Source organism: Vibrio sp. AND4, assembly GCF_000171815.1.
In the GTDB taxonomy this organism is placed as follows: Bacteria; Pseudomonadota; Gammaproteobacteria; order Enterobacterales; family Vibrionaceae; genus Vibrio.
In genome coordinates, this window is sequence record NZ_ABGR01000004.1 from 41358 (window position 1) to 54419 (window position 13062).

Sequence of the window (13062 nt, forward strand, 5' to 3'; positions counted from 1 at the left end):
CTAAACGTTAAATTGGCCGTCGGTTCCCATGTAGACATCGATCGACATTGGGACTTTACCGCCGTTGTGGGAGACTTCTCCGCGAATACCAAAGCCCAGTTGCAGTGGGTTATGGTGGTCCTCACGGTAGTGAACCTCGACATTAAGCAGTCGCGGTTCAAAGCGTTCTATGGTTGATGTGATGTTCGTTTGAATATGACGAACCAGGTTCGTGTTATTGGAAAGCACGTCGTTAAAATCCGGCAGACCGTATTCACCATCGATCATTGCGTTGCCAGTATGAGTATTCAGCAAATCAGCAAGATGAGCGTGAATAGACTCAATCAAATGCTTATGAGACACCACTTTCTCGTAGCAATTCTTTGGTTCACCGAGCTCTATCCGCTCTAAAAGACGATAACCTTTTTCCATATTCGGTCCTACGAAAAAAGCAGCCAGTCTTCACTGGCTGCTTGATGGTTTCAATAATGGATTATTGGTCTAGTTTACCCACTAGAGACAAGTCGAAGCTTGCGCCCATGTACTTGAAGTGAGGACGTACAGACATAGATACTTTGTACCAGCCTGGATCGCCTTCTACGTCAGATACTTCAACCTTAGCTGCACGCAGTGGACGACGACCACGAACTTCCGCAGGCGGGTTCTCTTGGTCAGAAACGTATTGACGAATCCACTTGTTCAGCTCGATTTCTAGGTCAGAACGCTCTTTCCAAGAACCGATTTGCTCACGCTGTAGCACTTTAATGTAGTGTGCTAGACGGTTGATGATGAACATGTAAGGAAGCTGAGTACCAAGCTTGTAGTTCATCTCTGCTTGTTTGCCTTCAGGTGTGTTCGCAAACACTTTTGGTCTTTGAACCGAGTTAGCAGAGAAGAATGCCGCGTTGTCAGAACCTTTGCGCATGGTTAGCGCAATGAAACCCTCTTCTGCCAATTCGTACTCACGACGGTCAGAGACAAGAATCTCAGTTGGGATCTTAGTTTCAATTTGGCCCATTGCTTCAAAGTTATATACAGGCAGATCATGAACCGAACCACCACTTTGAGGACCAATGATATTCGGACACCAGCGGTACTTAGCAAATGACTCACTGATCTTAGAAGCCATCGCGTACGCAGAGTTGCCCCATAGGTAGTTGTCATGGCTATCAGTCACTTGCTCATTGTAGTCAAACGCCTTAATTGGGTTGTCTTCTACCGAGTAAGGTGTACGTAGCATGAAGCGAGACGTACATAGACCTAGATAACGTGCATCTTCATGTTCACGTAGACTACGCCACTTGGTGTATTGTGGGCCTTCAAATATAGACTTGATGTCTTTTAGATTCGGAAGCTCTTCGTAGCTATCGAGACCAAAGAACTTAGACGATGCTGACGTAATGAAAGGCGCATGAGACATCGCGCCTACGTTCGCCATGTATTCCATCAACTTGATGTCTGGAGAAGACGCTGACATCGCAAAATCACAAATAACAGCGCCAACTGGTTTACCACCAAATTGACCGTATTCACGAGTGTAGATCTGCTTGTAAAGACCAGACTTCACCACTTCTGGCGCGTCTTCGAAGTCATCAAGTACTTCGTCTTTCTTCGCCGAGATCAGCTCAATTTGAATGTTTTCGCGGAAATCAGTGTGATCAACAAGGTACTTAAGACCGCGCCACGTTGACTCAATCGCTTGAACTTCTTCGTTGTGAAGAATCGCATCAACTTGCATAGATAGTTTTTGATCAATTTCAGAGATCATCAGATCAACTAAAGATTGGTCGATTCTCTCTGTGCTCGAGCTAGCTAGTAGCTCGCTGATAAATGCTTCTACGCCACGTTTTGCAACGTCAAAACCTTCATCACTTGGCTTTAAACGAGTTTCGTTAAGAATGCTATCCAGAAGTGAGCCTGATTCTACTAAGGCTGCTTCTTGTTCTGGAGCTTGTGCTTCTGCAGACATGATATCCCTTACTCTTCTTTCGCTTCTTGGTCGTTGCCAATGCTTAGTTCATCCAACAGTTTCTTTCTCGCTTCTTCGTCTTGAAGAACCGATGCGATCTTCTTACGGAACGCAGGAACATTACCTAGAGGGCCTTTCAGTGCAACCAAAGCTTCACGCAGCTCAAGTAAGCTATTTAGCTCAGGCACGCTTTTCGCGATCGCTTCTGGAGAGAAGTCCTTCATGTTCTGGAACGTCAGATCAACACCGATTTGAGCACCCTCTTCATCAGAAAGACGGTTTTCAACGTTCACTTTAACGTTTGGAGACATGCCTTCTAGCACTTCGTTAAAGTTGTCTTTATCAATATTAACTGGCGTACGTTCTTCGATTGGCGTCTCATCTGCGCGTGCAGTAAAATCACCAACCACCATCATGCTCAGCGGCAGTTCAACGTCGTCTTGCGTATCACCAGTTGCTGGAACATAACGGATATTAATTCGCTCTTTAGGAGCCACCGAGCCGTCACGTGACATAATTAGTTCCTTATTTAACTCTTTAATTAGTCATAAATTGCTTTCCACTCTTCGTACTTCTCAGGTAAAAGATCCTTACTTCTGAATAACGGATGGAGTGTTTTCCGAATCAGGTCTTCTAACTGTGACGATAAGTGGGGTTCCCAGCTCGCAAGATTAAACGCTTTTTGTACTTCCCAACCCTTCTCAAGATAAGGCAGACACAACGGGTATAATCCAACAGACTGGTAAGCTGCTATCAATTGTAAATACAGCATAAACTGCCCGCGTCCCGAGCTATCCAGCTCGAGTTTACGGGCAAGTTCTGCGGCATATTCCCCTAGGTTTTCTAGAGTGATATCCTCCATCGGCAACGAATCTTCTTCAGATATCACAACCGTTTGAAAAACAGGTTGAGAAGCCGAAGAAGTCACATCTTGAGTCGATAACCAGATCAAAGTTGCTTCGTCTGCAAATGGTATAGAATTTTTAAAGGAGAGGTGCTCAATGCCCTCTAACGTATCAACAAAGCGCCTCACTTCTTGTTTCACCGCTAACGCTGCATCATCGAAGCCCAAGTTATTTAGCATCGAGTACACAAAATAATGACCCGTCAGCCAAAATGGCGCATCGGTCAATGTCCGCTCTAAGCGCTTGATCGTTTCGATGTCGCTTTCTTGATTGGCCTTGTCGCGATAATCTGCTTGTTGATCTGAGGATACGGCCAAGCTCAAAGGCGTTTGATTGTTTTGATGATCAGGAAGGCCATCAATGTCATCCCAAGTTAAATGACGATAGATTCGGTAAGCAAGCGGTTCACTTGGATTGGCGTGAATCATAGTTTCAGCCACTTTCTTCAATGTGCGCTTAGAAGCCGAAGGTGAAGAAAAGTCGGTATCAATATCGACTTCTTTAATGACGGCCTTCTTAATCGGCGCCGGTTTCGGTTCTGCTGGCAACGACTCAGTTGAAACACTTTGAGGCTCTTCCTGCTTGGTCGGGCTCACTACCGATTTAACCGCTTCAGATTGTGCAGGACTCGCAGTCGTTGAAGTAGCCTGTACAGGTTGAGAATCCGTTGCCGTTACATCATCGCTCTGAACATCGACCATAGATTGTTGCGATAACATATTGAGCTGCGTACGGATCTCAAAAAAGTCAGCTTCTGAGTCTTGATAGATATCGTCGTACTGACGCTGCGCTTCTTCAACAGTAGAAATACAACTCGAAACCAACTCCCAAGACTGAGGGCTTTCTGCTAACTGACTGCTCACCAATTTGAACTGGTGGTTCAACCATTCAACTGCACCATCCCTGCCACGTTTGCGTGAAGGGTATAGCCCGCTGCCAAACTGAGTAAGAGACTGATTGAGCAGCTTAAGGCCTTGCTCAAAGCCTTCTAGACCAGATTCTTCAGTTAGCGCACGTATTAGGTAACAAAGGGCCTTTAAATCTTTACTGTGATGACCAAGCACCTCGGACGCATGTGTTTTTACGACAGCCCAATCGACGGTTTCACCGAACAAAGATCCGAACTTCTTTACTTCAGATTCCATCATTTCGTAGCAAAACTCGTAACGAGCATCTTCACCAACAGGTGAAGCGTCTGAGATAGGAGCAAGCAAACGTTCGATGTCGATAACTGACATTAGCTTCTCCCTTCTGTTTGGTAATCCCTGATTGCACGCTCAACGGCGATAGCACCACGTGCGGGACGAGAGAGTTGATGGCTCTTATCAATTGAGTCCGTTGCCATGCTCTCAAGTAAATCCGTGATCTCGCCAAATTTTCTCGGCGCATTTCGCTCAAGATCATTGAGGGAATCGTGCAATTTTTGTTTGTCAAACAAGGCTTGCTCAGTCACCGTGCTAAATAGAATATATTCGCTACGAGCGACGATCAGGTCTTTTACTTTTTTTGTTAATTCTGGCGTATTGCCGAAGTACGCCTTCGCTGCTTTCGCTTCTTCAATAGCTTGAGTGTAATAATGATCATTTGCGTGTTTCTCAATAGAGTCATTGATATTTTTCATGACTTTATTTGGCAACACTTGGCTGTAGAAATACGCCTCAGACTGGTTTAATAACCAAGCAGCTTTCATTTCTTTTTCTGCGAGCTTCACTTCACCATCAAGGATCAAATTAGTAATCTGTTCGTCTTTGCTTCCCACGAGTGCCGAGATCTTCGTCGAGTTTACCGACGCCGTATTCAAACCTGCCATGACTTTGGTTAGGGTTATATCGGTATAAGGAAACAGTGCCCCATCATCGACCAACTTTTCACGCAAAGTGACGAGCTCTTTACGCAGATCAACCAAGGTTTTTGGTAATTCGTTGGCCAAGGCTTGATAGGCGGTCAACTCAGCTTGATTCTTTTTGTACAACTTAGACAACTTCTTTTGCTGTACTTGATACGCTTCACGATATGGTGCTGTCGACATCACGTCTTTTTCCATATCATTAAGCGCCTGTTCAATTGCCCAAGGCGGTTGACCCAAGAAAGAAGCGGTCTGAGCAGGCTTAATAGTGCTCTGCAAAGGTGTGCCCGTCGGTGAAATCTTTGGTTCCGATTTCACGATAGTTTTCCATTCGGGTTGATTTTGTTCGTAAAAATATTGGCCAGTTACTGCCATAACACTTAATACAAGACTTGCTTCAAGGAGTTTAAAACGACCATAGCTTCTTTTATCTTGTGGTTTACAGCGCGTCAGTAATAGATCGGCATTACGCAAGCTACTAAAAATAGGCGCATTAGATTGTGAATCGATCGATTGAGTATCAATTCGCGCAAGTTGTTGGGCAAAAGAAATAGCCGTATAGCCATGCCCTCTTGGATTATTAATGACTTGCTTGAGCAGCTTCCAAATATGATTTGGTATTAATGCCGGTCGCTTTCGTTCCTTCAATTGCTTGTGCCAAGAGTCGCCAAAAATAGATCCGATAAACAGATGCCCCGTCAAGAGTGCAAGTGAATATACATCGTCTTGTGGCTCAGTTTTACCTGTCTCAAGATACAGTGGTGACGCGTAACTCAAGCTCGCTTCAGCATGAGACTCAGCTTCACCGGTATAACGCGCGGCACCAAAGTCAATCAGCTTAACGTAATCGCCTTCGCTGACCAGCACATTCGATGGTTTAATATCTAGGTGACAGATACCACGGGTATGCATGAATTCTAGCGCACCAGCGAGTTGATACACCAACCAAGCAATGTGGTCGTGGCGGAAACCTTTAGAGGAATGACGCGCCATTTTCTCGGCCAATGACTCACCTTGGATCCACTGGTACATCAAGTATGGGCGTTCGAATTCGTTACCGATTTTAATAAAATCCGCAACGCTAGGATGTTGAGAAAGCTCTAATCTGCTCGCTTCATTGATCAACATTTTAGCGGCAACGTCTGGCGCGTCTTCGTTGACAACTTTACAACAGATCTGTTTTTCCGGCTGGCCTTTTTTGGCGAGATGGTAAATGGTGGTTCTACCATTTTTCGACGGCAAGGTGTCTAGTACGTCAAATTGCGAAAAAAGCACGTACTCAAGCTTGGGCTTGTTTCTCTGTACAGCCTTTAGCTCATTATATTTCTTTTTTTCAATGGCTTTGACAACCAATTGATCAATATATCCCTTGGCCGCTCCCTGCTTATCAGACACTTTGCACTCTTTTATCGAACAAGTATTATTAGTGCGAAATGATATTTGCTGGAACATCCTTGTTTCAAGGCTGGTATTTAAAACGAACAGTAAGTCTATTACTTTAGTTATTATTACTAAGTTATTAGACTCTTTGACTTACGCTTTCACTACATCGGTCATTCTGTTTTTTGGTATTAAATATCAAGCTGAAATGATGACAGCGATTTCAATAAGATTATCGTGATTCCAGACGCTAGCACGCCAGTAATTGGAGTAGTCCTTTATCGCCATTAAAATCAAACATCAACAATGACGAAGCTTGATTAAAATGATGGTTTTTAACTGTAAATGCGAGTAACGCAAGCGAAGAAGAGCTCCCCATTGTTCCCCATAACTCATTGATAAGCCGAGGTTGTTCAGGGTTCGTAAATCGTTCAGCTTTGGCACCTAGTGCGAAGCCATAGTCTTCACTGTGCGCACGCAGGTTCGTCATATCGGAATACACTTCACCGAAAGAATCCAGCTTTTTACTCGCGCGCTGTACAAGACGATACATGCCTCTTCTGTCTGAAGTATCCAACTCTGTATCAATATAGCCAAGTTGTGCTAGTGGCTTGAGTTTGAGTGTTTCTACCGTATTTCTGCGACAAAGAATGACACCAGCCCCCCCCTCACTGGGAATCACTCCCCACGGATTATTGGTGCTCATTACCATGGCATCATCGATGAGGTTTTGCATCGAATCAACCATAGAGTCGACGCTAATACACATCATGGCATCGTATTTATCCAATGACTTCATCGCCTGAAATACCAAACTAGGACCACTTGCATGTACAGCTTCTACAACAGAAAGATAATCAGAATAATCACTTTCTCCAAGCCATTCTTGGATCTTCACTAATGAAATGGATCTCGGCACAGCAATGAGCAACGGAATCGGCTTCAAAGTACGCGGTAATTGGGCCAAGAGTGAGTCCAATAAATTCGCAATTAACTCACTGGTTTTTTCAAATAAGCCGCACTCTTTTGTGTATTCGATTTTAGCAAACGTAAAACGCTCAATTCCGTCTTCACCAACCACTTGGTCAAATATAGCTAAATCAGCATTTGCAACGCTGCTTGCAATGTCCAAGTTCATTCCTGTCGGCGTCATGACTTCCATACCTAACACGTATCGCCCTGTTGAGTTATGCATGCTCACTTACCTCTTCTAGCTTGGTAATCGATGTCGACACCAACAAGTGTTCTTTGCCTTGGCAAGGGAATGCAGCGGTGTAACTGATTGATAGGGTTTTCTCTTCGGTATCAACAAACAAGGTATACATCGCCATATCCACTTGATAACTGTCATTTTTGAAGGTGGCGATCGCACGGTATTTTTCTTTCGGGATGCGGAATGAAAGCGTGTCATCGTGGCAAAAACCACTCATCATCAAACGCTCACCACCGCTAAGGAAACCCTTGCATTGCTGATCAGCAGGGGCGCTTTGAAAAAAGCGTTTATCGAAATCAAGTGGGAGCATAGGTTTGCGATTCTCAATCCAATCTTCATCAAAGGTGCCTGCCAATTTTTGCCGAGCCCCGAAAAACGGAGGCAAAGGCCCGAAGCCCGCTACTCGAAGATTTTTCGACGTAGCGCTCCATTCCTCTCTCGGATAGAAAACCGAAGGTACTTGCTGCTCAAGCAATATTTTGTTGGAATCCGCAACACCACCACCTATACGGTTACGCAAGTCGCCGCCAATCGCACATGTGTAGTCAATGTCTTTTTCAATAAATGGGATAGGCTTACTTGGTGTAATGCTCCCACCATGCTCTACCCAAACACGCTCACCGTGAATCGCGAGCGTTTTATCTATATGTCCGTCAATCAACACTCGGCACTCTTGGTAAGTGACAGGCTTTTTCGCATAGCTACGCGCTTTACCGTAAACAAGTACATCGGTATTGGTCTTGGTATAAGCGAACTCATGATCAACTTTCATTGCAGAAAAGCCTTCTTCACCCAAATATTGTGGGTCATCGAAGATTTCGCTCTCCTCTAACTCATGCCAAACTACACCATCAAACTGCCATCTACGTTTAGCGACCACTACCCAAACTTCATCACCATTTTCGTCACGCTGGAAACGGCCTTTAAGTGATAACTCTGGGTGCGCTTCAATATCCCATAACTGCATTGTTGTTCCTTACGTTGAATCGTTCGCTTGCGGAAGGGGCCGCCTTGAGATTGTTGAAATTCCAGTCTTGCTGATGAATCGGCATTGCCATGTCCCAATGCACGTACGCTCTGGATTGAATGCAGATTTGTCGCCATAGCCAATCTCGGAACATCATATTGACGTTAGCATCTTGCATTGCTGCAAGTGTGGATTCGAAGCTCAACGCAAAACCCAAACGGCTTGGCAGATTTTGAACGTGCTTTTCGTCTTCAACCCACTCATTGAGCAAGTCGATTATCTCCTCCCACTCATACTTAACGCCAACGTCCTGTGGCGTGAGAGGCAGTAATTTCCCGTACACGACGTATAACGCCTGAACCCAAACTTCACCATCAACTTCTTGTTGGTTTTCTAGGTATTCGATGATCTGCGGCACCAATTTCCAATCGCCACACAATGCAAAATCGACAGGCGCTAATGACGATGAGATATCAAACGCTTCAAATTCCCTTAACTCCAATAACTTGGCAAAAGTCAGTACGCGTTTGGAAGGCAAAGCACTTGGCTCAATACCAAAACTCTGGCGGAACCAAGTTCCCCTGTCACGTTTTGTAATCAAACGTTCAAACAAATACTCTTCAGCATTGGCATGATCGTTAAGCCATTCAATGCCCTCTTCTACATCCTGTAATGCCAGAAGCGGTAACGCAATATGAGCACGGATGATTTCCGCTTTGTGCCAACGCTTAATCAAGGCAACACTCAATGCTTGACGAATACGTAAACATTCAAAATAAAACACGCTGGAATTCGCTTTCCCCTCGATCAGCTCAGACATCACGCTATCAATGTGCTCAACAGGCGATTGCACGGCAATGACCATCGCGGTGTGATTATTCAGCGATTCAAGCAGGCTTAATCCACAAATGAGGTTATCAAGATCGGACCCCAGTTCGCCTTGAAGCATGAGCCAAGCGTAAATTTCTGGCTCTTGACCTCTCAACTGATGAATCAAACCTGGCGCTAACCGATAGAACGACAAGTACGCCTGTTTGAGCTCTTGAATTTGGAGCTCGATCAATTTGAGGTTATCCAACTCGCGACTCGGATAACCCCGTTTATAAATCTGGACACGCTGCCTGATCAAGAAACCAAGGCTCTCTGAAGCAACAGCAAGTTTTTCATTGCAGAAGCCGAGCCAAGTCACAGGTAATTGGGAAAGGTCCTTAACAGCACATTCAGCTTTCGCCAACGCACTTTCAACTTCTTGATTGGTTATGGGTGCCTGCAAGTGCTCGACACCAATTCTTTGTCGCATCTACTTATCCGTTATTAGCGTTCGATAACGTGGTTGCAATTGGTTAACACGATGCTTATCAGTTAACCCGAGGTAACTAGTTAATTGCGACCGTTCCGCCCTGAATCTTTTGTGCTTTTTCTGCTTGCGAAGTGACGTACTTTGCTTTGGTAGTAATTCTGCCATCACGTCCGCTGTAGCGAGTTTCAGTATCACCACTTTTGACAACCAGTTCTTGCTCCGTTTCAATCACCATCTTTTTGGCTCTCAATACGAATTCATCGGCGTCGTTTAAGATGGAAAAGAAAATATCCGTCACGAGAGGCAAGCTTAAATCGTCGTTCAAAAACTCAATTCGACAATTCATCTTGTTATCTATGGCCATTTGCAATTCAGAGCGGCGAAAGCCCCGCCCTAATCTTGCTGTTAGCGGCTTTTTAAATGGATTGCCTTCAAAATCAACCCGGACACTGCCCGTAGATTCGTTGATGGCGACTATGGTTCCAAAACGCGAAAAGCAAGCCGTTGTTTCGGCTTGCTGTTTCGTGATGGTTTCTGTGATAAGAGTTTGTTTTTCCATCATTAGTTAATCGCTACGTTACCACCTTTCACGACGACCTTATCGCTACCTTCAATGGTGATTGAGGCCCCTGAAAGCTGAATAGAACCGTCACTGTTCATCACTAAAGAAGAACCGCCAGTTTTCAGTACAATCTTGTCACCACTGATGATTTGTGTCGCGCCATCGGCTTTGTAAGATGTATTGCCTTTCACCGATACCGTTAAGTTACCACCCACCGTTTGATTGTCGTCTGCACCAATGTCTGAGCTCTTTGAAGCACCAACCGTCAGATTACTGTTTTCACCCACATCCAAGTCGTCGTTCTTGCCGATCTTGGTCGTGCGATTATCACCAATTTCCAAATCAGAGTTGTTCTTCACGTACTGAGTTTCATTAGCGTTGTAAGTAACGGTAACGTCTTGCTCTACTGTCTCGGTAAAGGTGCTGTTTACTTGTGTTGTTTTGTGACCGTCAATGGTTTCTTTGTGATCACCATGTACTTCATTAGTCTGATGACGCGCAACCTTCAAGAACTCATCTTGACCAATATCGCGGTATCGGTTGTTGAGTACTTTGGTCGACATGTCTTTTTGAGCATGAATATAGACTTCTTCTTGATTCGCCTCGTCTTCAAAACTCAGTTCGTTGTAGCCAGTTCCTTTATGCGTTTGCGTACGGAACGTGGTTCGAGTTTTGTTCTCTGGCAAAGAGTAAGGAGGGAAATGAAGACCATTATATACCGCTCCCGTCACTAGAGGGCGATCGGGGTCCCCTTCAAGGAAAGTAACCACGACTTCATGACCAATGCGTGGCAAATAAACCGCACCCCACGTTGGCGCCGCCATGGATTGGCTAACACGAATCCAGCAGCTTGCGTGCTCATCGTTATCTCCGTAACGATCCCAGTGGAACTGGACTTTGATTCGTCCAAGCTTATCGGTATAGATTTCTTCGCCTGCAGGGCCAACCACGACTGCGGTTTGCGGGCCGTCTACAACAGGTGCCGCCAACTTAGGCGCTTTAAATATCACATTACGAGAGATACAAGAAAACTGGTTATAATAAGTGGTTGGCATGCCACTCGTTTCGTCTTCATGCACTTGAGGATCTTGTCCTGTATGCATGACCGATAACATAATGTAGTCACGGTTAATTTCAGAGCGAGGGTGATCGCTAATATTGAAACTGTAGCCAGACGCTAAACGCATCACATCACTGCTTGCTTCAACTTGTTGATTGTCAACAATATGCTCTGACATCCACTCAGTGGTTCTGACCTGTCCCATTGCAGGATCAACATAACGGCCAGGATAATCAAACTGCTTCAAGTCATTATCAAGAGCACCCGTGTGGGTCATCTCTTGCGGGATCTTAGGCTGTTCGTAGTTGTAGTCTGTGTAGGTAACCTGACCTGTTCTCACTCGGTTTACCAGCTCAAGATCAGAAATATGCTCACGATCAGCCACACCGCCACCATCCGCATGGAAGACGATTGGACCAAGGTAGGAAGCATTAAGTGGCGAACTCACCAAAGGCACAATGGCATCGTTACTATCAACAATCACCATGGTGTGGTTGGCGTCAGAATGATCGAAGTAATACCACATACCATGTTCGGCCATCATTCGTTGAACAAACTGAAGGTCAGATTCACGATATTGTAGGACGTACTCTTTTGGTGGGTAAATACCAGAGACTTCAAATCGGTAGTCCGTTACACCGCCATCGTCCAGTACTTCGGTAATGATATCCTGCGCAGATTTCTGTTGAAAAATACGACAGTCTTGACGCTGAGATAAAAACCAAGCCTGAGGAACCAGAATCAGTTGGTAGCGAGAGAAACGGCGGCCTGTGCCAAGGTAACGAACCTCATTGACCACACCATTAAACACACGTGCAGCCCCTAGCCCTTGTCCATAAAGAGTCAGAGTGCCTGCTTTTCGAATTAGGCTATCGAAAGAGATATCTGGATCAAGTGAAAGTAATGAGAGACTGATGTGAAAAGGCTTAGAAAGCTCTTCATTCACTTGAAAGCTTTCTACACGAAAGTCGTGCCCACACCCTGGCACTTTAAATTTAAATTCTACGTCATTCACCATATCTTTTACCTGATACAAATAATCGAATTAGGGCCAACAAATGTTGGCCCTGAATCTTTACGCAAAAAGCAATTATGCTTCGCGTGGAGCACGCCAGTCGTCGTTACCCGCAGTGCCACATTTTTCGTGAGTCACTTCGATTGCACGGTAAGTCAGCTTAAGAACTTCTTCTGTCACGCGATCTGAAGTTGCAGCATCTTGACAGTGGTTCATGCGAGTTTGGATGTCTACTAGTAGTGCATCAATCAGTTTGATTGAGTAGTAGTGCTCTTGCTTACCTTGAACTGAAGTACGGTAGAAGCGGATTACACACTCAGGAAGTTTTTCACCAGATACTAGTGCGTTGAATAGTAGTGGAGAACAACGGTCTTGAACTTTAGTTACCACGATTGGACGGTGTACACGTTGACCAGTTGGCTGACCGCTTTGTGGGTCACGTGGTACTGTTAGTACGTGGTCTAGCTCTTGAACTAGGAACTCATCAACGTGAGCTTCTTGCCATGTGTTACCTACAGAATCCGCAGAGTAAGTATCTTGAGTGATGTGACCTTGAGTTTCGCCTTTAATAGACATATATGCTGGAGTTGGCATTCTTATTTCCTTTTTTAAATCTGTATTTGTTTAATCACCAAATCGCTTATCACCGCGACTGCTTAGTATATACAAACACCGTGCCAACCTTTAAAACCATTAAATAACAACAACTTACCAAAAATCAGCCTTATTAATCAATTTATTAAGTACAATTTATTGGATAAAAAACCAAAAAATTGGAAATAAATAATAATAAATTGTTTCGCTGATAAAAAGTGAAAATAACCATATACCAAGAGCAGAATAAAGTTAATATAACTAGCTATTTG

11 protein-coding genes are annotated in these 13062 nt (G+C 44.6%); all 11 read right to left on the reverse strand.

The window, feature by feature from the left end:
- The 11 genes from tssE to AND4_RS07120 all read right to left on the reverse strand — a co-directional run bounded on the left by tssE (position 1) and on the right by AND4_RS07120 (position 12790).
- Positions 1-411 (reverse strand): type VI secretion system baseplate subunit TssE, encoded by a 411-nt coding sequence (gene tssE, locus AND4_RS07070; protein WP_009842257.1) that lies wholly within the window; start codon positions 409-411, stop codon positions 1-3.
- 61 nt (positions 412-472) lie between these two features.
- Positions 473-1948 (reverse strand): type VI secretion system contractile sheath large subunit, encoded by a 1476-nt coding sequence (tssC, locus tag AND4_RS07075; RefSeq protein WP_009842258.1) that lies wholly within the window; start codon positions 1946-1948, stop codon positions 473-475.
- A gap of 8 nt (positions 1949-1956) precedes the next feature.
- Complete coding sequence (gene tssB, locus AND4_RS07080; RefSeq protein WP_009842259.1) at positions 1957-2463, reverse strand: type VI secretion system contractile sheath small subunit; 507 nt, start codon at positions 2461-2463, stop codon at positions 1957-1959.
- A gap of 26 nt (positions 2464-2489) precedes the next feature.
- Entirely contained in the window at positions 2490-4091 is a 1602-nt protein-coding gene (tssA, locus tag AND4_RS07085; protein ID WP_009842260.1) for a type VI secretion system protein TssA, read from the reverse strand.
- Positions 4091-6094 (reverse strand): protein kinase, encoded by a 2004-nt coding sequence (locus tag AND4_RS07090; protein ID WP_009842261.1) that lies wholly within the window; start codon positions 6092-6094, stop codon positions 4091-4093. Before AND4_RS07090 ends, tssA begins: the two co-directional genes overlap by 1 nt.
- A 235-nt stretch (positions 6095-6329) precedes the next feature.
- The gene (locus AND4_RS07095; protein WP_009842262.1) at positions 6330-7274 is read right to left on the reverse strand and encodes a hypothetical protein; all 945 of its coding nucleotides are present in this window, start codon (positions 7272-7274) and stop codon (positions 6330-6332) included.
- On the reverse strand, positions 7267-8259 hold the full coding sequence (locus AND4_RS07100; RefSeq protein WP_009842263.1) for a DUF2169 domain-containing protein: 993 nt from the start codon (positions 8257-8259) through the stop codon (positions 7267-7269). The genes AND4_RS07095 and AND4_RS07100 overlap by 8 nt, the downstream gene beginning before the upstream one ends.
- Positions 8240-9559, reverse strand: a complete 1320-nt coding sequence (locus AND4_RS07105; protein ID WP_009842264.1) for a hypothetical protein — start codon at positions 9557-9559, stop codon at positions 8240-8242. The genes AND4_RS07100 and AND4_RS07105 overlap by 20 nt, the downstream gene beginning before the upstream one ends.
- A 76-nt stretch (positions 9560-9635) precedes the next feature.
- Complete coding sequence (locus AND4_RS07110) at positions 9636-10121, reverse strand: hypothetical protein (RefSeq protein ID WP_009842265.1); 486 nt, start codon at positions 10119-10121, stop codon at positions 9636-9638.
- Positions 10121-12199, reverse strand: a complete 2079-nt coding sequence (gene tssI, locus AND4_RS07115) for a type VI secretion system tip protein VgrG (protein ID WP_009842266.1) — start codon at positions 12197-12199, stop codon at positions 10121-10123. The genes AND4_RS07110 and tssI overlap by 1 nt, the downstream gene beginning before the upstream one ends.
- Before the next feature lie 72 nt (positions 12200-12271).
- Positions 12272-12790, reverse strand: a complete 519-nt coding sequence (locus tag AND4_RS07120) for an Hcp family type VI secretion system effector (protein WP_009842267.1) — start codon at positions 12788-12790, stop codon at positions 12272-12274.
- Between the last annotated feature and the right edge of the window lie 272 nt (positions 12791-13062).

Bases quoted from the DNA above. Each gene is read 5' to 3' on its own strand.
- tssE (WP_009842257.1), bottom strand. From the start codon at position 411: ATGGAAAAAGGTTATCGTCTTTTAGAGCGGATAGAGCTCGGTGAACCA.
- tssC (WP_009842258.1), bottom strand. From the start codon at position 1,948: ATGTCTGCAGAAGCACAAGCTCCAGAACAAGAAGCAGCCTTAGTAGAA.
- tssB (WP_009842259.1), bottom strand. From the start codon at position 2,463: ATGTCACGTGACGGCTCGGTGGCTCCTAAAGAGCGAATTAATATCCGT.
- tssA (WP_009842260.1), bottom strand. From the start codon at position 4,091: ATGTCAGTTATCGACATCGAACGTTTGCTTGCTCCTATCTCAGACGCT.
- AND4_RS07095 (WP_009842262.1), bottom strand. From the start codon at position 7,274: ATGCATAACTCAACAGGGCGATACGTGTTAGGTATGGAAGTCATGACG.
- AND4_RS07100 (WP_009842263.1), bottom strand. From the start codon at position 8,259: ATGCAGTTATGGGATATTGAAGCGCACCCAGAGTTATCACTTAAAGGC.
- AND4_RS07105 (WP_009842264.1), bottom strand. From the start codon at position 9,559: ATGCGACAAAGAATTGGTGTCGAGCACTTGCAGGCACCCATAACCAAT.
- AND4_RS07110 (WP_009842265.1), bottom strand. From the start codon at position 10,121: ATGATGGAAAAACAAACTCTTATCACAGAAACCATCACGAAACAGCAA.
- tssI (WP_009842266.1), bottom strand. From the start codon at position 12,199: ATGGTGAATGACGTAGAATTTAAATTTAAAGTGCCAGGGTGTGGGCAC.
- AND4_RS07120 (WP_009842267.1), bottom strand. From the start codon at position 12,790: ATGCCAACTCCAGCATATATGTCTATTAAAGGCGAAACTCAAGGTCAC.